Annotated in this window: 20 protein-coding genes; 3 read left to right on the forward strand and 17 right to left on the reverse strand. The window is 72.2% G+C overall.

Features of this window, described 5'->3' with window-relative positions; genetic code table 11:
• Window positions 1-174 precede the first annotated feature (174 nt).
• A complete protein-coding gene (locus FHU40_RS22335; protein WP_183594632.1) occupies window positions 175-2,598 on the forward strand; it encodes an FAD-dependent oxidoreductase in 2,424 nt (807 codons plus the stop codon).
• Between the two features lie 27 nt (window positions 2,599-2,625).
• On the opposite strand, the gene FHU40_RS22340 is transcribed toward FHU40_RS22335, so the two are convergent.
• Window positions 2,626-3,240 (reverse strand): DUF2238 domain-containing protein, encoded by a 615-nt coding sequence (locus tag FHU40_RS22340; protein ID WP_183594634.1) that lies wholly within the window; start codon window positions 3,238-3,240, stop codon window positions 2,626-2,628.
• Between the two features lie 85 nt (window positions 3,241-3,325).
• On the opposite strand from FHU40_RS22340, the gene FHU40_RS22345 reads away from it, so the two are divergent.
• A complete protein-coding gene (locus FHU40_RS22345) occupies window positions 3,326-4,495 on the forward strand; it encodes an LLM class flavin-dependent oxidoreductase (protein WP_183594636.1) in 1,170 nt (389 codons plus the stop codon).
• Window positions 4,492-5,112 (forward strand): FMN reductase, encoded by a 621-nt coding sequence (locus FHU40_RS22350; RefSeq protein ID WP_183594638.1) that lies wholly within the window; start codon window positions 4,492-4,494, stop codon window positions 5,110-5,112. The genes FHU40_RS22345 and FHU40_RS22350 overlap by 4 nt, the downstream gene beginning before the upstream one ends.
• Window positions 5,113-5,698: 586 nt before the next feature.
• Here the strand turns inward: FHU40_RS22350 and FHU40_RS22355 are convergent.
• The 16 genes from FHU40_RS22355 to FHU40_RS22430 all read right to left on the reverse strand — a co-directional run bounded on the left by FHU40_RS22355 (window position 5,699) and on the right by FHU40_RS22430 (window position 21,500).
• Window positions 5,699-6,871, reverse strand: a complete 1,173-nt coding sequence (locus tag FHU40_RS22355) for a M20 family metallopeptidase (RefSeq protein ID WP_183594640.1) — start codon at window positions 6,869-6,871, stop codon at window positions 5,699-5,701.
• Between the two features lie 58 nt (window positions 6,872-6,929).
• Entirely contained in the window at window positions 6,930-9,317 is a 2,388-nt protein-coding gene (locus tag FHU40_RS22360; protein ID WP_221200104.1) for a xanthine dehydrogenase family protein molybdopterin-binding subunit, read from the reverse strand.
• Window positions 9,314-9,826 (reverse strand): (2Fe-2S)-binding protein, encoded by a 513-nt coding sequence (locus tag FHU40_RS22365; protein WP_183594641.1) that lies wholly within the window; start codon window positions 9,824-9,826, stop codon window positions 9,314-9,316. The genes FHU40_RS22360 and FHU40_RS22365 overlap by 4 nt, the downstream gene beginning before the upstream one ends.
• Window positions 9,819-10,670, reverse strand: coding sequence for an FAD binding domain-containing protein (locus tag FHU40_RS22370; RefSeq protein ID WP_183594643.1), 852 nt, complete (start codon window positions 10,668-10,670; stop codon window positions 9,819-9,821). The genes FHU40_RS22365 and FHU40_RS22370 overlap by 8 nt, the downstream gene beginning before the upstream one ends.
• Complete coding sequence (locus tag FHU40_RS22375; protein WP_183594644.1) at window positions 10,667-11,662, reverse strand: LLM class flavin-dependent oxidoreductase; 996 nt, start codon at window positions 11,660-11,662, stop codon at window positions 10,667-10,669. The genes FHU40_RS22370 and FHU40_RS22375 overlap by 4 nt, the downstream gene beginning before the upstream one ends.
• Window positions 11,659-12,894, reverse strand: coding sequence for an oxamate carbamoyltransferase subunit AllG family protein (locus tag FHU40_RS22380; RefSeq protein ID WP_183594646.1), 1,236 nt, complete (start codon window positions 12,892-12,894; stop codon window positions 11,659-11,661). The genes FHU40_RS22375 and FHU40_RS22380 overlap by 4 nt, the downstream gene beginning before the upstream one ends.
• Complete coding sequence (locus FHU40_RS22385; protein ID WP_183594648.1) at window positions 12,884-13,747, reverse strand: DUF1028 domain-containing protein; 864 nt, start codon at window positions 13,745-13,747, stop codon at window positions 12,884-12,886. Before FHU40_RS22385 ends, FHU40_RS22380 begins: the two co-directional genes overlap by 11 nt.
• Window positions 13,744-14,757 carry an LLM class flavin-dependent oxidoreductase gene (locus tag FHU40_RS22390; RefSeq protein WP_183594650.1) on the reverse strand — a complete coding sequence of 338 codons (1,014 nt, stop codon included), beginning with the start codon at window positions 14,755-14,757 and terminating at the stop codon, window positions 13,744-13,746. Before FHU40_RS22390 ends, FHU40_RS22385 begins: the two co-directional genes overlap by 4 nt.
• Before the next feature lie 14 nt (window positions 14,758-14,771).
• Window positions 14,772-15,482 (reverse strand): ABC transporter ATP-binding protein, encoded by a 711-nt coding sequence (locus tag FHU40_RS22395; protein ID WP_183594652.1) that lies wholly within the window; start codon window positions 15,480-15,482, stop codon window positions 14,772-14,774.
• Window positions 15,469-16,203 (reverse strand): ABC transporter ATP-binding protein, encoded by a 735-nt coding sequence (locus FHU40_RS22400; RefSeq protein ID WP_215524191.1) that lies wholly within the window; start codon window positions 16,201-16,203, stop codon window positions 15,469-15,471. The genes FHU40_RS22395 and FHU40_RS22400 overlap by 14 nt, the downstream gene beginning before the upstream one ends.
• Entirely contained in the window at window positions 16,196-17,224 is a 1,029-nt protein-coding gene (locus FHU40_RS22405) for a branched-chain amino acid ABC transporter permease (RefSeq protein ID WP_183594654.1), read from the reverse strand. The genes FHU40_RS22400 and FHU40_RS22405 overlap by 8 nt, the downstream gene beginning before the upstream one ends.
• On the reverse strand, window positions 17,221-18,087 hold the full coding sequence (locus FHU40_RS22410) for a branched-chain amino acid ABC transporter permease (protein ID WP_215524190.1): 867 nt from the start codon (window positions 18,085-18,087) through the stop codon (window positions 17,221-17,223). The genes FHU40_RS22405 and FHU40_RS22410 overlap by 4 nt, the downstream gene beginning before the upstream one ends.
• A gap of 70 nt (window positions 18,088-18,157) precedes the next feature.
• A complete protein-coding gene (locus FHU40_RS22415; RefSeq protein ID WP_183594658.1) occupies window positions 18,158-19,366 on the reverse strand; it encodes an ABC transporter substrate-binding protein in 1,209 nt (402 codons plus the stop codon).
• Window positions 19,367-19,417: 51 nt separating this feature from the next.
• The gene (locus tag FHU40_RS22420; RefSeq protein WP_183594660.1) at window positions 19,418-19,918 is read right to left on the reverse strand and encodes a YybH family protein; all 501 of its coding nucleotides are present in this window, start codon (window positions 19,916-19,918) and stop codon (window positions 19,418-19,420) included.
• Between the two features lie 97 nt (window positions 19,919-20,015).
• Window positions 20,016-20,882 carry a MurR/RpiR family transcriptional regulator gene (locus FHU40_RS22425; protein ID WP_183594662.1) on the reverse strand — a complete coding sequence of 289 codons (867 nt, stop codon included), beginning with the start codon at window positions 20,880-20,882 and terminating at the stop codon, window positions 20,016-20,018.
• Window positions 20,883-20,972: 90 nt separating this feature from the next.
• On the reverse strand, window positions 20,973-21,500 hold the full coding sequence (locus tag FHU40_RS22430; protein WP_183594664.1) for a YbhB/YbcL family Raf kinase inhibitor-like protein: 528 nt from the start codon (window positions 21,498-21,500) through the stop codon (window positions 20,973-20,975).
• Window positions 21,501-21,544: the final 44 nt, after the last annotated feature.

Consider the following 21,544-nt stretch of genomic DNA (forward strand, 5'->3'; position numbering starts at 1 on the left):
TCAACCACCGACGCCGCGACAGGCGCTAGCGCGCCTTCCTCAACCACCGAGGCCGCGGGCACGGTGCCTGGTCCGGAGGGTGGTTTCGAGACAGGCGCTAGCGCGCCTTCCTCAACCACCGAGACTGCGACAGGCGCTAGCGCGCCTTCCTCAACCACCGAGACCCGGAGCACGGTGGTTGAGGAGGTTGCGCAGCAACCGTCTCGAAACCACCTCCCCGCGCGCGCCCAGGTCGTCATCGTCGGCGGCGGCGTCATCGGCGCCTCGGTCGCCTACCACCTGACCGGACTCGGCTGGAGCGACGTGCTGCTGCTGGAGCAGGGGACGCTGTCGTGCGGCACCACCTGGCACGCGGCCGGCCTGGTCGGGCCGCTGCGGGCCTCCGAGAGCGGCACCCGGCTGGTGCAGTACTCCGCCGAGCTCTACGCGTCGCTGGAGGCCGAGACCGGCCTGGCGGCCGGCTACCGCAACGTGGGCGGCCTGATCGTGGCGCGCACCGAGGACCGGATGGTGCAGCTGCGGCGTACGGCGGCCAACGCGGTGGCCTACGACCTGCCCTGCGAGCTGGTGTCGCCGGAGCGGGCGCGCGAGCTGTGGCCGCCGATGCGGGTCGACGACCTGCTCGGCGCGCTGTGGCTGCCCGGCGACGGGAAGGTCGACCCGGCGGACCTGACCCAGTCGCTCGCGAGGGGCGCCCGGATGCGCGGCGCCCGGGTGGTCGAGCGGGTCCGGGTCACCGGCTTCGGCGTCGCGGACGGGCGGGTCACCGGCGTCCGCACCGACCGGGGCGACGTCGAGGCCGAGGTGGTCGTGAACTGCGCGGGGCAGTGGGCGAAGGCGCTGGGCGACCTGGTCGGCGCGACGATCCCGCTGCACTCCGCCGAGCACTTCTACGTCGTCACGGACGCCGTGCCCGGCACGCATCCCGACCTGCCGATCATGCGCGATCCGGACGGCTGGACCTACTTCAAGGAGGAGACCGGCGGCCTGGTCGTCGGCGGGTTCGAGCCGCAGGCGAAGCCGTGGCGCTCGCCCGATGACCTCCCGTATCCCTTCGAGTTCCAGCTGCTCGACGAGGACTGGGAGCACTTCTCGGTGCTGATGGAGCAGGCGCTGCTGCGGGTCCCGGGGCTGGAGGAGACCGGCATCCGGAAGCTCTACAACGGGCCGGAGTCGTTCACCCCCGACAACCAGTTCCTGCTGGGGGAGGCACCGGGACTGCGCGGCTTCTTCGTCGGCGCGGGCTTCAACTCGGTCGGCATCGCCTCGGCCGGCGGGGCGGGTCGGGCGCTCGCCGAGTGGATCGTGGCCGGTGCGCCGCAGGAGGACCTGGTGGCGGTCGACGTACGCCGCTTCGCCCCGTTCCACGGCGACCACACGTGGCTGCGGTCGCGGGTCTCGGAGGTGCTGGGGCTCCACTACGCGCTGCCCTGGCCCAACCGGGAGCTCGAGTCCGGTCGTCCGCAGCGCACCTCGCCGCTGCACGACCGGCTGGCGGCGGCCGGGGCGCTGTTCGGCACCCGGATGGGGTGGGAGCGGCCGAACGTCTTCGCGCCGGCGCTGGAGTACACCTGGGGCAAGCCGTCCTGGCTCCCGGCGTCGGCGGCGGAGCAGCGCGCGACCCGGACGGACGTGGCGGTCTTCGACCAGACCTCGTTCTCCAAGTACGCCGTCTCGGGCGCCGCGGCGCTGACCGCCCTCCAGTGGGTGTGCGCTGCCGACGTCGACGTGCCGGTCGGGCGCTGCGTCTACACGCCGTTCCTCAACGAGCGGGGCACCTACGAGGCCGACCTGACCGTGACCCGCACCGGTGCGGACTCCTTCCTGCTGGTGTCGAGCTCCGCGACCACGGTCCGCGACCTCGACTGGCTGGCCCGCCACGGCGTACCGGCGCGCGACGTCACCGAGGAGTACGCCGTGCTCGGCGTGATGGGCCCGCGCTCCCGGGCCCTGCTCTCGTCACTGTCGCCGGACGACTGGTCGGAGGAGGGCTTCCCGTTCGCGACCAGCCGCGAGGTGGGCGTCGCCGGCGTGCCGGTGCGGGCCACCCGGATGACCTACGTCGGCGAGCTCGGCTGGGAGCTGCTGGTGCCCGTGGCGGACGCTGGCGCCGTCTACGACGCGGTGCACGCGGGTGGCGCCGCCGACGCGGGCTACTACGCGATCGAGTCGCTGCGGCTGGAGAAGGGCTACCGCGCGTTCGGCAGGGAGCTGACCCCCGACTACGGTCCGGTCGAGGCCGGCCTGGTCTTCGCGACCGACCTCACGGGCGCCAAGGACTTCCTCGGCCGGGCCGCCCTCGCCGCACACCGGGACGCGCTGGCGGGGGGCGGCCCACGGCGGCGGCTCGTGTCGCTGGTCGTGTCGTCACCCGAGCCGATGCTCTGGGGCGGCGAGCTGCTGCTTCGCGACGGCGCACCGGCCGGACAGGTGACCAGCGCCGCCTGGGGCGAGACCGTCGGCGCGTGCGTCGGCCTCGGCTACCTGCGCCACGCCGCCCCGGTCACCTCCGCGTGGCTCGCCGGCGGCCGGTTCGAGGTCGACGTCGCGGGGGAGCGGTACGCCGTGCGCTGCTCGCTTCGCGCCCCGCTCGGCTAGCCGAGCGCACCGTGCCGACCGGCCCGGTCACCACCTCGGCGGCGCGGGTCTCCGGAAGGCCACGAGGAACCCGGCACCGAGTGCGCCCAGGGTGCCCAGCACCTCGTCCCCCAGGGTGTCCTCGTACGCCGTGTCGAGCTCGGTGCCGTGGCGGATGAAGGTCCACCACTCGCCGACCTCCCACCCGATGGCCAGGATCGCACCGAGGCCGCAGACCAGCACGACCACCGCCCACCGGGGCTGCACCTGCTCGCAGAGCAGCAGACCCAGGCCGGTGAGCAGCAGCAGCCAGTTCGCGAAGTGGTTGAGGTCGTCCCACCAGACGAGTGAGTCGTAGAGATCGAGGCTGTTCCCGGTCACGTCGATCAGGAAGGGCAGCATCACGAGCGTGAAGGCGCCGTACGGCGCGTGGTGGGACGTGAGCGCCGCCCGCGGCTCCCGGCGTCGGTGTGCCAGCCACCAGATCGCCGGAGCGAGCACCATGAGCAGGGGATAGGCGATCAGCCGTGCGCCGAAGGCCTTGTCGGCGAACCGGTCGATCCCCGGAGCCCACTCCGCGACGGCCAGTTGGCCGACGGTCAGCAGGAGCACGAAGACGGGGACCCAGGCGGGGCAGCGGCGGACCAGGGGGAGGCGCTTCACGCGAGGATGGTGGCAGGAATACCCGGGCCGTGCCCCTCGTTGGGCATATAGTTCGGAATTCAACCAATCTCAGGAGTGATCGGCCATGCAGTTCGGGATCTTCACCGTCGGCGACGTGACCACCGACCCCACCACGGGTCGCACGCCGACCGAGCACGAGCGGATCAAGGCCACGGTTGAGATCGCGAAGTTGGCCGAGGACATCGGCCTCGACGTGTTCGCCACCGGCGAGCACCACAACCCGCCGTTCATCGCCTCCGCACCGACCACCACGCTGGCCTACATCGGCGCGCAGACGAAGCGGATCATCCTGTCGACCGCGACCACGCTGATCACCACGACCGACCCGGTGCTGATCGCCGAGAACTACGCGAAGCTCCAGCACCTGACCGACGGCCGCGTCGACCTGATGATGGGTCGCGGCAACACCGGCCCGGTCTACCCGTGGTTCGGCAAGGACATCCGCCAGGGCATCAACCTGGCGGTCGAGAACTACGCGCTGCTGCACCGTCTCTGGCGCGAGGACGTCGTGAACTGGGAGGGCCGGTTCCGCACCGCACTCCAGGGCTTCACCTCGACCCCGAGGCCGCTCGACGGCGTGCCGCCGTTCGTCTGGCACGGGTCGATCCGCAGCCCCGAGATCGCCGAGCAGGCGGCGTACTACGGCGACGGCTTCTTCCACAACCACATCTTCTGGCCCGCCGGACACACCCAGCAGATGGTCGACCTCTACCGTCGTCGCTACGAGCACTACGGCCACGGCGCGTACGACGAGGCGATCGTCGGTCTGGGCGGCCAGTTCTTCATGCGGAAGAGCAGCCAGGACGCCGTCAACGAGTTCCGTCCGTACTTCGACAACGCGCCGGTCTACGGGCACGGCCCCTCGATGGAGGACTTCACCGAGGCCACGCCGCTGACCGTCGGGTCGCCGCAGCAGGTGCTGGAGCGCACCCTCGGCTTCCGCGACTACGTGGGCCACTACCAGCGCCAGATGTTCCTGGTCGACCACGCCGGGCTGCCGCTCAAGACCGTCCTGGAGCAGCTCGACCTGCTCGGCGAGATCCTGCCCGACCTGCGGAAGGGAATGGCCGAGGGCCGCCCGGCCAACGTGCCGGACGCCCCGACCCACGCGTCGCTGGTCGCCGCCGCGGGTGGCCCGAAGGACTCGACGGTGTACGCCGAGGCCGACAGCGCCACCGGCCACCGGGCCGAGGACGCCGACGGCGTCGACGAGGGAATCGAGGGAACGGCATGACCAGGCTCGTGGTGGTCTCCGCCGGGTTGTCCAACCCGTCGTCGACCACGCTGCTGGCCCAGCGGCTCACCGCCGCGACCGTCGAGGCGCTGGAGGAGGTCGAGGTCACGCACGTCGAGCTGCGCGACCTGGCCCACCAGCTGACCGACCAGCTGCTGACCGGGTTCCCCGGTCCGGAGCTGGCGGCGGCGCAGGCGGCGGTCGCCGAGGCCGACGGCCTGATCGTCGTGACGCCGATCTTCTCCGCGTCGTACTCCGGCCTCTTCAAGACGTTCTTCGACGTCCTCGAGACCGGTGCGCTGGACGGCAAGCCGGTGCTGGTCGCCGCCACCGCGGGCACTGCCCGCCACTCACTGGTGATCGAGCACGCGCTGCGCCCGCTGTTCGCCTACCTGCACGCGGTGGTCGTGCCGACCGGCGTCTTCGCTGCCACCGACGACTTCGCCGGCACCGACCTCGACAGCCGGATCGGCCGGGCCGCCGGCGAACTGGCCGCCCTGATGGGCAAGGTCAGCCGCGTCGACACGGTCGTCACGAAGCGGCGCACCGTCGAGGACGAGTTCGCCGCGGTCACGCCGTTCGAGGAACTGCTCCGCCAGGCCTCCCACGGTGGTTGAGGAAGGCGCGCTGGCGCCTGCCTGGAAGCCATCGTCGGCGGTCCGGTGGTTTCGAGGCTCGTCGCTGGCGCTCCTCGCACCTCAACCACCGTGGTGGCAGGCGGTGGTTGAGGAAGGCGCGCTGGCGCCTGCCTGGAAGCCATCGTCGTCGGGTCCGGTGGTTTCGAGGCTCGTCGCTGGCGCTCCTCGCACCTCAACCACCGTGGTGGCAGGCGGTGGTTGAGGAAGGCGCGCTGGCGCGTGCCTGGAAGCCATCGTCGTCGGGTCCGGTGGTTTCGAGGCTCGTCGCTGGCGCTCCTCGCACCTCAACCACCGTGGTGGCAGGCGGTGGTTGAGGAAGGCGCGCTGGCGCGTGCCTGGAAGCCATCGTCGTCGGGTCCGGTGGTTTCGAGGCTCGTCGCTGGCGCTCCTCGCACCTCAACCACCGTGGTGGCAGGCGGTGGTTGAGGAAGGCGCGCTGGCGCGTGCCTGGAAGCCATCGTCGTCAGGGAACGGTGGTTGAGGAAGGCGCGCTAGCGCCTGTCTCGAAACCACCACCCAGGCGGGACCGCGGTGACTCCCGGACGGCCGTGGGCGACGCGCGCTCCTAGGCCCGCTCCTCCGCCCGGCCCGACGTCAACAGCAGCGGCCCGTTCTCGAGCACGCGGATCGCGGTGAGTGCGAGCGTCGCGGCACCGTCGAGGACGGCGCGGTCGCCGTCCGGCCCTCCGGCGTAGTCGGCGAAGCTCCGGGTGTGCAGCGAGACCTCGGCGGGAGCGGCCTTGATGAGGGGATGGATCGACGGCACCGCGTGACTGACGTTGCCCATGTCCGTGCTGCCGACGACGGTGGTGCCGTCCTCGGGCACGTCGACCGTGCGCCCGATCTCGGCGGCGCTCCGGACGTAGAGGTCGAGCAGGGCCTCGCTGGTGACCATGTCGTAGTACACGCGACCGATCGGCTCCCTGCTCATGTTGCAGCCGGCGGCGGCCGCACCGGCCTCCAGGCAGGACTGCACGCGAGCGACCAGGCTCTGGAGGCCGTCCATCGTGGGGGAGCGCATGTACCACTCGGCCTCGGTCCACTCCGGCACGATGTTGGGCCGGGTGCCGCCACGGGTGATGACCCCGTGGACCCGCTCGTGGCGGGCGAGGTGCTGACGCAGCGCCGCCACGTTCAGGTAGCCCAGCACCGCGGCGTCGAGGGCGTTGCGGCCCAGCTGCGGCGCGGCCGCGGCGTGCGCGGCGAGGCCGCGGTACTCCACGCGGGTGCGCTCGATCGCGATGGTGTTCATCTCGGTCAGGTCGCGACCCGCGGGATGGACCATCATCGCCGCGTCCACGCCCTCGAACGCGCCACGCTCGAGCATGTAGACCTTGCCCCCGCCGCCCTCCTCGGCCGGCGTCCCCAGCACCACGATCCGCCCGCTGTGCCGCTCCGCGAGTGAGCGGGCCGCCACGATCGCGGCACCCGCCCCCGCGGCGGCGATGAGGTTGTGCCCGCAGGCATGGCCGATCTCCGGCAGCGCGTCGTACTCGCAGATGATCGCGACGGTCGGCCCCGCGCCGGCGTCGATCTCGGCGCGGAAGGCCGTGTCCAGGCCGTAGGCCGAGCGGGTGACGGCGAACCCGGCACTCTCGAGCAGGTCGGTCAGCAGACCGTGGGCACGCACCTCCTCGAAGGCGAGCTCGGGGTGGCGGTGGATCTCCCGGGACAGCTCGACGAGGCTGTCGGCCTCGGCGGCTACAGCACCGGCGACGCGGTCCTTGAGGGTGGGCATGATGGGCGGCTCCTGTCGTGAGGGGCTGACGAAACGTGGCGAGGGGTGCGGGTGAGGGCTAACTCGTCGCAACACCGCTTCCGTCGATCGCCTCCAGCAGTCGCTCCGGCCGCAACGGCACCTCCGTGACGAAGACACCCGTGTCGGCCAGGGCGTCGTCGACCGCGGCGCACAGCGCGGGTGCCCACGGCAGCGTGCCGGCCTCGCCGACCCCCTTGACGCCGCTCCCGCTCGCCGGTGAGGGCGTCTCCATGTGGCCCAGCCGCAGGGGTGGGAAGTCGGTGGTCCGCGGCAGTCGATAGCCGTGGAAGTCGGGGTTCGTCAGCCGTGCGTCCGCGTCGTAGACGAGCTCCTCGAAGAGCGCGCCGGCCAGCGCCTGCACCGACCCTCCGACCAGCTGCCCCTCGACCACGTCGGGGTTGATCACCACGCCGCAGTCGTCGACCATGGCGCCGTCGAGCAGCCTGACCTCGCCGGTCTCGGCGTCCACCTCGACCAGCGCGGCGGCGGCGCCGTAGGAATAGGTCATGGCGGTGGGGTCGTAGACGGCGCGCCCCTGCAGGGTCCCGGAGAAGCCGTCGCCGGCGAGGGTCAGGTCGCGGTACGCCGCACGGCCGATCTCGGCATGGGTGAGGCGGCGTCCGGGGACGCCTCGGACGCCGACCCCGTGCTCGTCCATCACCAGCTCGGCCGGGTCGGCCTCGAGCCGGTCGGCGGCGAGCCCGAGCACCTGGTCGCGCAGCTCGACGCCCGCCAGCCGCGCGGCCTCGCAGCCGACGGCGGCGCCCCGGCTCCCGGCCGTGCCGTAACCGGTGTAGGGACAGCGGTCCGTGTCGCCCGAGACCACCTCGACGCGCTCGGGTGGCAGGCCGAGCTCGTGGGCGACGGTCTGCGCGATCGTCGTGAGGATGCCCTGGCCCAGCTCGGCCTGCCCGGTGTAGACGGTGACCTGGCCGCCGGCGTCCATCCGGGCCACGGCCTCGTCGAACCCGGCCTGCTCCACGCCGATGGCCGTCATCACCCGACTGGGGCCGATGCCGGTGGACTCCACGAAGCAGGCGTAGCCCATGCCGACCCGGCGTCCGGCGCTCCGTGCCTCCCGGATGGTGTCCGGCCAGCCGGCGTCGACCGTGAGCGCCTCGACCCGGCTCAGGCACTCGCGGTAGTCACCGCTGTCGAGTCGCGCCAGGATGCCGTTGGCGTAGGGCATCTCCTCCGGGGTGACCAGGTTCCGCCGGCGCAGCTCCTGCGGGTCGAGGCCCATGGTCCGGGCGAGCCTGTCGACCGTCCGCTCGATCGCGAAGACGGCCTTCGGCGCGCCCCACCCTCGATAGGAGCCGTACGGCGACCGGTTGGTCATCACGCCGCGGGCCCGGACCCGGATGTTCTCGATCCGGTAGGCACCCGGCAGGCTCACCGCGGCGAGCCAGACCGGCCCCATGCCGACGCTGCTGAGCTCGCCGCCCAGGGTGCCGACGACGTCGCCGCGCAGTCCGACGATCCGGCCGTCGGCGTCCGCGGCGAGCGCCACCTTCAGGTGCTGCTGGCGTGCGTGCGAGCTGGCGACGAAGCTCTCGTCGCGGTCCTCGACGTACTTGACCGGCCGGCCGGTGCTTCGGGCCAGCAGGCAGGCGAGGATCTCCTCCCCGTAGTAGTTGGCCTTGGTACCGAAGCCACCGCCGACCGCCGGGATCCGGACCCGCACCCGCGCCTGGGGCACCCCGACGACCTCGCTGACCACCTCGCGGACCCGGTTCGGGGACTGGCTGTTGATCCAGACCTCGAAGCGCCCGGCGACCGGCTCGTACTCCACGACGCAGCCGCGGGTCTCGAGCGGGGCGCCGAAGGAGCGACCGAAGTCGAACTCCTCCTCGACGACGTACGCCGCATCCGCGAACGCCCGGTCCGTGTCCCCGGTGCCGTAGACCTGCTCGCCGAACACGTTGTCGGGCCACTCCGGCACCAGCAGCGGAGCGCCCGGCGCGAGCGCCTCCGCCACGGTGGCCACGACCGGGAGCGGCTCGTAGTCGACCGCGATCAGCTCCAGCGCGTCCTCCGCGAGGGCCCGGGACTCCGCGGCCACGGCGGCGACGACCTGGCCGTGGTAGCGAACCCGGTCGACGGCCATCGCCCGGGTCTGCGGGGTCCGTTGGCCGGTCAGCTGCCAGTAGACCGGATGCGGTCCGGCCCGGTCGAGAACTTCGGCGCCGGTCAGCACCGCGTGGACGCCGGGCAGCGCCCGGGCCGCCGCCACGTCGATGCCGCGTACGAGGGCGTGGGCGTGCGGGCTGCGCAGCATCGCCACGAAGAGCGTGCCGGGAGGCTCGATGTCGTTGACGTAGTGGGCGGCACCGCTGAGCGCGGCCGGCAGGTTGACCATCGCGGCGGTCTCGCCAACGCTGTCGCGCTGGGGCGCGATGGACGCGTGGTCGCGGCGCACGCTCATCGCTCGGTCACCTCCCCGGTCGCCGGGTCGGTCGCCGGGTCGGTCGCCCCGTCGACCGCGCGCAGGACGCCGGCGACGATGCTCTCGTAGCCGGTGCAGCGACACAGGTTCCCGGCGAGCCGCTCACGGACCGAGTCGGCATCGGGCCGGGGCTCCTCGGCCAGCAGCTCGGAGGCGGTCATCAGCATCCCGGTCGCGCAGAATCCGCACTGGAAGGCATTGCCGCAGGCGAAGCTCTCCTGCAGCCGCTGGAAGCAGGCGTCGTGGGCGGCGAGACCCTCGGCGGTCTCCACCTGGGCGCCCTCGGCCTGGATCGCGAAGACCAGGCAGGACCGCACCGTGCGCCCGTCCAGCCGGACCGTACAGGCACCGCAGGCACCGTGCTCGCAGCCGAGCCGGACGCTCCGCGTGCCCTGGGTACGCCGCAGCGCGTCCGCCAGGGTCTCGCGGGGCTCGACCCGCAGCTCGACGTCACTGCCGTTCACCGCCAGCCGGACCGTGTCAGTCATCGTCCACCCCCATCGATGCGACCAGGGCCCTCCTGATCGCGGTGCGGCCGAGCCGACGCCGATAGGCCGCCGACATCGCGGCTCCGCCCAGCGGCTCGAGGTCGGTCGCCGCCGCGGCCGCGTCCGCGAACAGCTCCGCGCCGGGCAGCTGACCGGCCAGCGCCCGCTCGGCCGCGGCCACCCGGCGGCCGGGATCACTGGTGCCGAAGATCGACACCCGCGGATCCCGGATCACGCCCCGCTCGTCGCTGGCGTAGGAGACCAGGCAGCCCAGGGGACGGTCCTGGCCGACGCGCAGCTTGACGGCGGCGTACCGCGACGCCGGCTGCCTCGGGAACCTGACCTCCGTGAGCAGCTCGCCCGGCCGCAGCACCGTCGCGAAGTCCGTCGCGAAGAAGTCGGCGGCGGTCAGCTGCCGCTCGTCCTCCGCGCCGCGGACGACCAGCCGCGCGTCCAGCAGCGCCGCCAGTGCCGGCAGTTCGCCACACGGGTCGGCGAAGCAGAGGCTGCCGCCGACCGTGCCCCGGTGGCGAGTGCCGACGAAGCCGATCAGGGCGATCGCCCGGGCCACGACGGGCTGCACCCGGGCGACGACCGGATGCAGCTCGAGGTCCCGTTGACGGGTCATCGAGCCGACCACGATCTCCGCATCGGTGACCTCGACGCCGGCGATCTCCGGCAGCGCGTTCAGGTCGCAGACCCGCGCCGGGCGCAGCTGGCGGCGGACCATCGAGGGCACCAGGGACTGGCCGCCGGCCAGCGCCATGGTGCCGTCGAGCGCCACGGTCGCGAGCGCCTGCTCCAGCTCCGTGGGCCGGACGTAGTCGAAGCTCGCCGCCTTCATGCCACCTCACCGCCGCTCACGAACCGCGGCCGCACCTCGTCGGCGATCAGCTCCAGGCTCTCCAGCGCGGCGGCGACCGGGAGCCGCCCCGGCCGCACCCGCAGCTGGAGGTCGGTGACGCCGAGGTCGGCGTACTCCGCGGTCCGCTCGGCGACCTGCGCGGGCGTGCCCACCAGGCAGAGCTGGTCGCGGTCGAGCTCCGGATCTCTCCGGTCGACCAGCCCGGTCGCGCGGTACGCCGCCAGCAGCGGCGCGACGTGCTCCCGGTAGCGGGCCAGCGCTTCCCGCTCCGTGGCCGCGACCACGGCGAAGCGGTTGACCGAGACCGAGCCGACCGTCCCGGGCGCGGCCGCCTCGCGGTAGCGGCGTACCTGGCGCGCGATGAGGTCACGCGAGTAGCCGGACGAGGCGACGAAGCCGTCCGCCAGGGCCGCCGCCCGCTCGGCGGACACCTTGCGGGCGCCCCCGAGGAGGATCCGCGGACCGCCCTCCTGCACCGGTCCGGGCACCAGGTCGACGCACCCCTCCGGCAGGGAGAAGGAGCCGGACCAGGCCTCCCGGAGCAGCCGCACCGTGCTCTCCAGCCGCCGACCCAGTGCCTCGGGGGCGATGCCGAAGACCCGCCACGCGGCCGGCGAGCCGAGGCCGAGGCCGAGGGTCAGTCGCCCGCCGCTGAGCTGGTCGACCAGCGCGCTGTCGTAGGCCAGCCGGCGTGCGTCCCACCCGGCGAGCAGGCTGACGCCCGCGACCAGCCGTACGCCGGTCAGTCGGTGTGCGAGCGCGGCCAGCATCATCAGGGCGTTGGGGCCGTGGAACCCCATCGCGTCGGAGCGGGAGAACACGTAGCTCTCACCGGCCGACAGCGCGTCGTACCCGGCCGCGCCCACCAGGTCGAGCACCGGGTCGAGCTCGGCCAGCCGCTCGGCGTACGTCTGGCCCGGGGGCGCCGCGAAGTCGAGCGCGACGCCGAAGCGCGGCGCCGGCCCGCTCACCCGTCGACCCCGATCACCCGTGGGGCGAGAGCCTTCCGGGCCTCCAGGAACGGCTGCATCGGCATCCGGATCACCCCGGCGCCGACCCGGCCCGCACCGAGGTTGCGGCTCAGGAAGCCCAGCGTCGTCGCCGGTGCGACGCCGGAGTCGGCGACCCTGACCACGTCGATGCCGGCGGGGGTCGGCGCGAAGTCCTGGTTGGGCAGGCCGTAGACCGGCGAGTCGCAGCCGCAGACCTGCCGCATCTCCTCCACCAGCTCTCGGCTCCCGTCGGTGGAGAACCCGAGCGTGCGGGCGAGCGCCGGCGCGGAGCTGAGCGCGAACGCGCCGAGGCCCAGCGTCTCGATGATCGGGGAGTCGCCCTGGCCCGGCGAGGCGGTCGTGATGTCGGCGCCACCCAGGGCGACCATCGGACCGACCGGCGAAGGCCCGCGGAACCAGCCGTCGAGCCCGCTGACCCGGATGCCGAAGTCCTGGCCGTTCATCCCCACGGCGGTCACCAGGCCCGCCGGTCCGCTGCACTCGATCGAGTCGGCGACGGCCTTGGCCACCGCCGCCGAGATCGCGATGAAGTGCTGCGTCGTCCGGGTGAAGTAGTCGAAGACCGCCGCCGCCTCGGGCAGTCGGGCCAGGGCGGGAGCCAGAGCGAAGACCAGGCCCAGCGTGGACGCGACGTTGCGGTTGTGGCACTCGTCGCCCCGGCGCAGCGCCGAGATCTGCATCTCGACGGGCCGGAGCGGCACCGGCGTCTCGAGCACGGCGCGGTTCAGGGCGGGGGCGACGACCTCGGCCACCTGCCGCAGCCGCTCCAGCGTCGGTACGTCGTACGTGCCGGTCCGCATGCCGCCGTCGTCGCCCTCGTGCATCGGCGAGCAGAACAGCCGGCCGTCCCCCCGCTCGACCACCACCATCGGCGTTCTGGGCGTGACCAGGCCGGTCAGCGGCCCGGCGACGTTGGTGTCCTGGCAGGGCATCAGCCGTACCCGGCCGTCGCGCGTCATCGCGACGGCCTCCTCGGCCGTCGTCGCCGCACCCTCGAAGAGCAACCCGGCGGCCACCGCGCCCACCAGCGGAGCGGGCAGTGGCCGGTAGACGTCGATCGGGGGTCCGCTGTGCAGATAGGTCAGCTCGTCGAGACCGTCCACGACCTCGTGGGCCGGGCGGTAGCCGGCCAGCCTGACCTCCGCGGCCAGCAGGTCACGCAGGTCCTTCTGCGGCGTCTCAGTCGACATCGTCGGGTCCCTTCGTCGAGGAATCGGTCCGTGGTACGGCCATCCGGGCGACCAGCTCGGCGGCCGACCGGGTCGTCTCGGCGGACGCCGGCGGACGCGGGAGGCCGGCCAGCTCGCTGACGACCACCCACCAGACCGCGACGTCGGCGTCGTGCTCGGCCGCGGTCGCGAGCCGGGCGGTCAGCGGCGCGACCTCGTCGGCGGGACAGCCGCGCTCGACCCACCGGAAGCACGAGCCGAGCACCGCGCGGGCCCTGGCCTGGACCCGCAGTCGCTCCAGCTCCTCGTGCGGGCGGTCGTGGTCGTCGACGCTGAGGTGCAGGTCCCCGTGCCGGCCGACGGTGACCAGGCCGGCCGCCCGGTCGCCGCGGCAGTCGCCACCGGCCGCACCGGCGGCGGTCAGGGCCGCCAGCACCCGCTCGTCGAGTGCTCCGGTGCTCGCGAGGTAGGCGGCGTGGGCCGCTTCGAGCACACCGGAGTCCAGCAGCATGTTGCCGGCCAGCGCCACGCCGGCCTCGACGTCGACCACGTCGCCGGCGTACGTCAGGCAGCGGTCGCCCGTGTAGGTCGCCAGCCCGCCCCGGTCGGTCACCATCGCGACTTGGCGGAAGCCGCCGCCCTCGCTCGCCCGGCAGATCGCCGGGACCTCACGCAGGTCGCCGTCGTCCAGCGCATGAGCCGCCACCGCGGCGCCGAGCGCTGGGCTGGAGAACGCCTGCGACGCGACCAGCACCCGGTGCCCCTGGGCGCCCGCACCCGTCAGCACCTTGGCCAGCACCGAGCTGGAATGCGAGACGGTGCCCAGGGCGATCGACCGCGTGGCGCGGTCCGTGGCGACGACCGTGTACGTCACAGCGAGCGCTCGACCAGCGGCATCACCCGGGAGGCGAACGCCTCCATGGTGGGGATCGGATCGCCGTCGGGGGAGTGCGGCAGCACGACCACGCGGCGTACGCCGAGCTCCAGCAGGCGCCCGATCTGCTCGGCCACCCGCGTGGGGCCGCCGACCCAGCCGAAGGCCTCGATGAGCTCCTCGGGGATCAGCCCCAGCCTGGCCCGCATGCCCACGAAGTCGCGGTTGCGGGCGATCTCGTGGAGCTCGTCGGGGAGCCGCAGCTCCAGCGTGTCCAGGAAGAACCAGTTCGGGTGCAGCAGCACCAGCAGGTAGCCGATCAGCGGGCGCAACGCATCGCGGGCCCGGTCCAGGTCGTCGTCGATCGCCACGTCGATGCGGGCGATCACCTGCTCGGCGACGTCGAGCTCGCGGCCCGCCTCGGCCGCCCCGTCGCCGGCCCAGCCCACGGCGAGCCCGAAGAGCCGGGGGTCGGCGAACGTCGAGATCATCACCTGGTCCGCGGCCCGGCCGCCCAGCGCCAGCATCTTCGGGCTCTGGGAGGCGAGCACCACGGGCACGTCACCGGCGGGGCTCAGCTCGAGCACGGCGTCGTGCATCTCGAAGTGGGCGTCGTCGGCCGTGACCCGCTCACCCCGGAGCAGGCCCTTGACCGCGTCCAGCGCTGTGGACATCGAGGCGACCGGCCGCCGGGGCCGCAGCCCGATCTGCGAGAAGCCGGTCCCTCCGGCGCCGAGGCCCAGGATCGCCCGCCCCTCGGAGAGGCTGTCGACGGTCGCGATCGCGGCCGCCGTCACCGCCGGGTGCACGGTGAACGGGTCGGCGACGAAGGTGCCCAGGCGCAGGGAGCGGGTCAGTGCCGCCGCCGCGCCCATGACGACGAACATGTCGCGATGGAACCTCTCGTTGGAGATCCAGGCCTCGTCGTAGCCGAGCTCCTCGGCGCGGACCGCCGCCCGCGGAACCTGACGAGAGTCGAGGGCCTTGCCCAGACCGATTCCCCACTGCATGCTCTGCTCCTCTCTCACAGGCCCAGGTAGGCGCTCTTGACCTGCGGGTCGTTGCGGATCTGGCTCGCCGGACCGGAGAGCACGACCCTGCCGTTCTCCATCACGTAGGCCCGGTCGCTGACCTCGAGCGCCTCGCCCGCGTTCTGCTCCACCAGCAGCACGCCCAGTCCCGCCTCGCGCACCTGGCGGACGGTGTCGAACGTCGCCTCGACGAGCGCGGGGGACAGGCCCAGCGAGGGCTCGTCGAGCATCACCAGGGCGGGGTCGGACATCAGCGCCCGGGCGACCGCCAGCATCTGCTGCTCGCCTCCGGAGAGGGAGCCGGCCAGCTGGTCGCGGCGCTCGAGGAGGCGCGGGAACATCTCGTAGGAGCGCTCCATGCGCTGCGTGCGGACCTGCGCCGAGGGGGCGCGGATCCCGCCGATCTGCAGGTTCTCGGCCACGGTCATCTCCGGGAACACCCGGCGTCCCTCGGGCACCTGCACCAGGCCGAGGCGGGCAATCTCGTGGCTGGCCACCCGCGCTAGCTCGCGTCCGTCGAAGGTGACGGTCCCCTCGCGGTCGGGCAGCACCCCGGAGATCGCCATCAGCGTGCTCGACTTCCCGGCTCCGTTGGCGCCGAGCAGGCACACGATCTCGCCGCGCTCGACGCTCAGGGAGACGTCGTGGACGGCGACCACGCCGCCGTAGCTGACCCGCAGGGCGGACACCTCAAGAAGTGGCATATTTGGTCCCTAGGTAGGCCTCGATGACCTTGGGGTCACCGAAGACGTCGTCCGGCGTGCCGTCGGCGAGCACCCGGCCCGCGTCGAGCACCACGACCCGGTCGGCCAGCGAGCGCACCGCCGAGAGCAGGTGCTCGATCAGCACCAGCTCGCTGCCGCTCGCGGCGCACAGGCTGCGGATCAGCTCGACGATCTCGCGGACCTCGGAGGGGTTGAGCCCCGCCATCACCTCGTCGAGCATCAGCACCCGCGGCCGGACCGCGAGCGCCCGGGCCAGCTCCAGCCGCTTGCGCTCGCCGTGGCCGAGCTCGGAGGCGCGAGCGGCCGCCTTGTCGGCGAGACCGACCTGCTCCAGCAGGTCGACGGCGACGTCCATCGCGTGCGCGCGACCGTCGCCGACGGCGAGCGCCGCGACGGCGACGTTGCGGACCAGGGTCTCGTCGAGGAAGGGACGCACCGTCTGGAAGGTGCGGGAGATCCCCATCCGGGCGCGCTGGTCGGCGCGCGAGGAGGTGATGTCCCGGCCCTGGAGGAGTACCCGGCCGCTGGTCGGCCGGATCGCTCCGGCCAGCACGTTGAAGAGGGTGCTCTTGCCGGCGCCGTTGGGGCCGACGATCCCGAGCACCTCGCCGGAGCGGATCTCCAGGTCCAGGTCGGCCAGTGCGCGGAGCCCGCCGAAGCGGACGTTGACGTCCACCGCGCTCATCACGATGTCAGACACGATCCGACCTCCTCGACCAGATGCGCTTGAGTCGTACGCCGAGGCCGCCGATGCCCGTCGGGAACCAGTGCGCCAGGGCGATGATCGCCAGGCCCAGGACCAGGAGGCTGGCCGACGGCAGCGCGTCCATGTACTTCTGGGTGAGCTCGGTGACGCTGGTCATCGCCACGGATCCGAGCAACGGACCCAGGACCAGGACGGCGCCGCCGAGAATGGCCCGGACCGCGATGTCGATCGAGACCGACACGTTGAAGGCCAGCTCCGGGTCGATGTACTGGATGTACTGCGCGTAGAGGCCGCCGCCGATCGCGGTCATCGCCGCACTCAGTGCCATCGTGCGGGTGAGCGACCGGGCCACGTCGACGCCGCTGGCGGCCGCCGTCGGCTCGTCGCCGCGGATCGCGGAGAGGCGCCAGCCGAGCGGGCTGCGCTTGACGAGGAGGAAGACGATCATCGCCAGCGCGGCGTACCCGACGGCGACGAGATAGAAGCCGCGCGGGTCCGAGAACTGGAGGTCCGCCGGTCCGGCGTCGACCTTGTAGGGCACCAGGACGCCGTTGGTCTTGCCGAGGTAGTCCAGGTTCGACGCCAGGATGCGGAGCATCTCGGCCCAGGCGAGCGTGTAGAGCGCGAAGTACGGCCCGCGCACCTTGAACCGGACGGCCAGGACCGTCATCAGCCAGGCCAGCGCCGCGGCGATCACCATGCCGACGACGATGCCGAGCCACGGGCTCAGGTCGTACTTGGCGAAGACCACGGCGGAGGCGTAGCCGCCGATCCCGAAGAAGGCGGCGTGGCCGAGCGGGATCAGGCCGCTGAGGCCGCCCGCGATCGCCCACCCGCTGGAGACGCCCGCGAAGATCAGCGCCACCGTCCAGATGCCGAGGGAGTGCCGGCTGCCCGTGAGTGGGGCGAGGGCCAGCGCGGCGAGCACGGCGATCCCCACGATGATGCCGAGGGACGGCCGGCGCCGGGGACGGACCCGGCGCGGCGCCGGGCTGGTCGTGGCCTGCGTGGTCATGCGCGCCTCCTCAGGCCCTCGGGCCGGAACAGCAGGAATCCGATGAACACGAGGAAGACGATGAAGACCTTCATCGTGCCGGGCAGGAAGAGCGAGCCCACTCCTTCGACGACGCCGATCAGCACGCCGCCGACAAAGGCGCCCTTGATGTTGCCGAGCCCGCCCAGCACCGCGGCGACGAAGCTCATCAGCAGCAGGTTGGTCGCGGCTCCCGGGGTGATCGGCACGAGCGTCGCCGAGAGGGCGCCGGCGAAGAAGGCCGCCGCCGCGCCGAGGGCCATGGTGGCGGCCAGCAGCCCGCCGACCGAGAGCCCCATGAGCTGGGCCGCGGTCGTGTCCTGGGAGACGGCCCGGATACCGCGCCCCAGGTCGGTGTGCTGCAGCAGCCAGTGCAGCCCGACGGTGAACGCCACCGCCAGTGCCAGGACGACCAGTCGGCTCCAGTAGAAGTTGGCGGGCCCGATCGAGAACGTCGCGTCGGACAGGCTGGACTCCACCGTCTTCGGGTTGGAGCCGAAGACCATCGCGCACACCGCCTCGATGGCGATCCACAGGCCCAGGGTCACCAGCAGCGGCCCGTCCTGGCCGGTCGCCATCAGTCGGGCCAGCAGGCCCCGCTGCACCAGCCAGCCGACGGCGAGCCCGCCGAGGATCGCGGCGAAGGCGAGGAGGAACGGATCGAGCGATGTCCAGTCGTGCAGGACGTACACCAGGTACATCCCGAGCAGGATGAAGGCCCCGTGGGCCAGGTTGACGATCTTCGCCACCCCGAACACCAAGGCAAGGCCGACCGCAGCCACGCCGTACAGACTGCCGTTGAACAGCCCTCCGATGACGGACTGCAAGACCAGGCGCCAATCCATTCGCTCCTCGCTTCGCTTCGGTCCACCCGCAGGCGGAGAGGTCGAGACGGCCCGTGATGGCCCGTGACGGCTACGGCCGCTGCAGCTTGCCGGTGGCGAACTGCTCGGGCCAGACCACCTCGCGGCGTCCGTTCTGGAACTGGTAGTCGATCGGCTCGATCTCCTCGTTCTGCCCGACGTCGTCGAAGGAGATCTGCTCCTGGGTGAGCAGGTAGCCGTCGAAGGTGCCGGACGCGAGGGTCTCGCGGATGTCGGCCGGGTCGCTGGAGCCCGCGTCCTCGATCGCCTCGAGCAGCACCCGGGCGGACACGTAGCTCATCACCGCGCCACCGGACGGCTCGCTCCCGAACTCGCTCTCGAACCTCTCGGCGAACGACGTGTAGTCGGGCGAGGCGAAGTCGATCGGGTAGCTGCCGGCGTCCATGACGCCCTCGATGAGGTCGCCCGCGTCCTCGGCGAACCGGTTGCTGTACCAGCCGGCGCTGTCGACGCCGATGACCGCCTTGAACTCCGCGTTCTGCTCCTGGAGGGTCTTCAGCAGCAGGAGGCTGTCCGGGGCGTAGCCGGTGGAGAGCAGGATGTCCGCGCCGCTCGCGATCGCCTGTGCGACCTCGGAGCTCATGTCCGTGGTCGACGACGCGTAGGGGATGTCCTTGACGACCTCGACCGAGCGCTGCTCGGCCTCCTTGCGGAAGTACTCCGACTGCGAGGTCCCGAACGCGGAGTCCTCGTGGAGGAAGACGGCCTTCCCGTTCAGGCCCCACTCCTCGTTGACGTGCTCGACGAAGTCGTTGGCGGCCTTGGCGACGCGCGGCGGGTCGAACATGACGCGGAACGTGTACTGGTAGCCGCGTTCGATGAGCTCGGGTGCCTGCGACTGGTCCACGATGTGAGGGACCTTGGCGCGCTCGGCCACCTGGGTGGTGGCCAGCGTGTTGGAGCTCAGCCAGGCACCGATGATCGCCGAGGAGCCCTCGTCGATCAGCGCCTGGGTGTTCTTCGCCGCCTGCTCGGGAGCGCCGGTGCTGTCCTTGGCCTTGAACACGACCTCGGTGCCGTCCAGCGACTTGATGCCGCCGGCGTCGTTGACGTCGGCGACCGCCATCTTGATGGCGTTGACCATCTCCTGACCGTCGTCCGCGAGCGGCCCGGTCAGCGGATAGGTGCCGCCGATCAGCACCTCGTCGGGGGAGGAGGACGACGACGAGTCCCCGCCGCCGCACGCGGACAGCGCCAGCGCGCACGCGGTTGCCGCCCCGACCAGTTTGAAGCTACGCACAACAGTCACCTACTTCGATGGGATGGACCGAGCGCCGGTGCGCTCGACGAGTCAGTCCTGCGGGGGAGCCCATGGCCGCTCACCCTCGAGCTCGCTGGGGGAGTAGTGGGCGTGCACGCACTTCCAGCCGTCGCTCTCGCGCGTGTAGACCATGGTTCCGCGCATCACCGGGCGTCCCGTGATGTGGCGTCCGAGGATCGGGCCCTGGTTCTTGGGTTCACGGTGGATCTGCACACGGTCGTCGGTGAGCACGGCCATGTCGCCGCGGATCATCACCTTGACGTTGCCGAGGCGAGCCGGCTCGATCAGGTCGAAGCGCGGGCCGTAGTAGCGCCAGACGCCCAGCCAGTCCTGGAAGCCGTTGTACGTGAACCCGTTGGAGTTGAAGTAGACGTAGTCGTCGCTGTCCCGCCACAGCTCCTTCAGGCGTGGGATGTCCAGGACGTCGTTCGCGGTCCAGAAGTCCTGGAACGCCCGCAGCAGCTCCTGCTGCTCGGCCTCCGTGCCTCCGTCGAAGGTGACCTTCTCTGGTGTCTTGCCGTCACTGCTCATCGAGATCCTTCCTGGGTCGTTTCGCATCGTGGGTAGGTTCGAGCCCCGGGGCACGAAGTTCGTGTCTCGTTGGGAGAGAGGGGCGCCCGGCGGCGCGCTAGTCGGTCAGGTAGTGGTCCATCTCGGAGGCGACCTCGTCGAGGTCTCCGAGTCGTCGCCGCATCAGCTCGGGACGCAGCCCGCCGACCTCTTCGGCCAGCAGGGCCGAGATGACGGTGGCCGCGGTATGGGTGCCGAAGGTCAGACCCCAGTTGATCTCGGCGATCAGGGCCTCGTCGGCGAGGCCGGCGAACTCGCTGGCGTGGTTGTCGGTCACCACCACCACGGAGTAGCCGCGCTTCTTCGCGTAGCGCATCAGCCGGACCAGCTCACGCGGGTAGCGCGGCATCGCGAACACCAGCAGCGCCTTGGTGGGCGCGTCCGCGGCGAGGGCGAGGTCGTCGTAGACCTGCGAGCCGTCGGTGATCGAGAGTCGGACGTTGGGCCTGATCCGACCGAGTCGGTAGGCGAAGTTCTGGGCGAGGGACGCCGAGATGCGCAGCCCCACCACCATCACGATGTCGGCGGAGTTGAGGAGCTGACCGGCCCGCTCGATGGCCTGTCCCTCGGCCAGGGACCGCCGGAGGTTGTGCAGCAGGGCGACCTCGTCGTCGATCGCCTTCTGGTACCGGTTGCCGGCCTCGTCGGCGGGCGGACGGGCGCCGTGCCCGACCTGGACGCGCTCTCGGACGGCGACCATCATCTCGCCGTAGCTGCCGTAGTCCAGGGCCCTGGCGAGGCGGCTGACCGACGGCTGGCTGACGCCCGCCTCCGCCGCCACGTCGGCCGCGGAGAGGAACATGAAGTGCTCGGACTTCTCCAGGAGCAGCCGGGCGATCTGGCGCTGGGCCGGCGTCAGCTTCGCCGTGCGCACCCGCGCCTCGAGTCCGAGCACCTCCGGCGCCGCCGTCTGGTCCAAGCCCATGCCGGGAGCATGGCATGAATCAATACAGAGCACAATGGCTGTGAATGAAATTGTCTGAATAGGGTTCGGGGCCGCTGAATGGCCCGCGGGTCAGTGCTGGTAGGTGCCGTGGATGATCGCCCGGCCGGCGGTCTTGAACGCCAGGTTGAAGGAGACCACGGCTGCCGAGGCGTCGGAGTCGACGCCGAGCGACTCCTCGCGCACGGCGTGCACGACGAAGTAGTAGCGGTGCACCTGGTCGCCCTCCGGCGGCGCGGCGCCCATGAACGCCTGGGGCCCACCGTCGTTGCGGCACATGAAGGCGTTGCCCGGCAGGGTGGCGCCCTCGGCGCCGGCGCCCGCGTCGAGCGAGGTGACGTCGGCGGGCAGGTCGACCAGCACCCAGTGCCAGAAGCCGCTCGGGGTGGGTGCGTCGGGGTCGAAGCAGGTGACGGTGAAGCTCTTGGTCCCCTCGGGTGCGCCCGACCAGGACAGCTGCGGCGAGGTGTTGCCGGCCGCGGCGACCTGGTCGTCCCCGAGCGGCTGGCCGTCGGTGACGTCGGTGCTGGTGACCGTGAACGACGGGGCGGCGGGAAGCAGGTCGTACGGGTTGGGGCTGACGGGCCGGTCGAGGGTCATGGCGCTCCTATCGCATGGGCGGTGTCGGTCCGAACCTAGTCCGG

It is taken from the genome of Nocardioides soli (assembly GCF_014191495.1).
Taxonomy (GTDB): Bacteria; Actinomycetota; Actinomycetes; order Propionibacteriales; family Nocardioidaceae; genus Nocardioides; species Nocardioides soli.

Coding starts and splice junctions, on each gene's coding strand:
- FHU40_RS22345 (WP_183594636.1), top strand. CDS start 3,326: ATGCAGTTCGGGATCTTCACCGTCGGCGACGTGACCACCGACCCCACC.
- FHU40_RS22350 (WP_183594638.1), top strand. CDS start 4,492: ATGACCAGGCTCGTGGTGGTCTCCGCCGGGTTGTCCAACCCGTCGTCG.
- FHU40_RS22355 (WP_183594640.1), bottom strand. CDS start 6,871: ATGCCCACCCTCAAGGACCGCGTCGCCGGTGCTGTAGCCGCCGAGGCC.
- FHU40_RS22360 (WP_221200104.1), bottom strand. CDS start 9,317: ATGAGCGTGCGCCGCGACCACGCGTCCATCGCGCCCCAGCGCGACAGC.
- FHU40_RS22365 (WP_183594641.1), bottom strand. CDS start 9,826: ATGACTGACACGGTCCGGCTGGCGGTGAACGGCAGTGACGTCGAGCTG.
- FHU40_RS22370 (WP_183594643.1), bottom strand. CDS start 10,670: ATGAAGGCGGCGAGCTTCGACTACGTCCGGCCCACGGAGCTGGAGCAG.
- FHU40_RS22380 (WP_183594646.1), bottom strand. CDS start 12,894: ATGTCGACTGAGACGCCGCAGAAGGACCTGCGTGACCTGCTGGCCGCG.
- FHU40_RS22390 (WP_183594650.1), bottom strand. CDS start 14,757: ATGCAGTGGGGAATCGGTCTGGGCAAGGCCCTCGACTCTCGTCAGGTT.
- FHU40_RS22395 (WP_183594652.1), bottom strand. CDS start 15,482: ATGCCACTTCTTGAGGTGTCCGCCCTGCGGGTCAGCTACGGCGGCGTG.
- FHU40_RS22405 (WP_183594654.1), bottom strand. CDS start 17,224: ATGACCACGCAGGCCACGACCAGCCCGGCGCCGCGCCGGGTCCGTCCC.
- FHU40_RS22410 (WP_215524190.1), bottom strand. CDS start 18,087: ATGGATTGGCGCCTGGTCTTGCAGTCCGTCATCGGAGGGCTGTTCAAC.
- FHU40_RS22420 (WP_183594660.1), bottom strand. CDS start 19,918: ATGAGCAGTGACGGCAAGACACCAGAGAAGGTCACCTTCGACGGAGGC.
- FHU40_RS22425 (WP_183594662.1), bottom strand. CDS start 20,882: ATGGGCTTGGACCAGACGGCGGCGCCGGAGGTGCTCGGACTCGAGGCG.
- FHU40_RS22430 (WP_183594664.1), bottom strand. CDS start 21,500: ATGACCCTCGACCGGCCCGTCAGCCCCAACCCGTACGACCTGCTTCCC.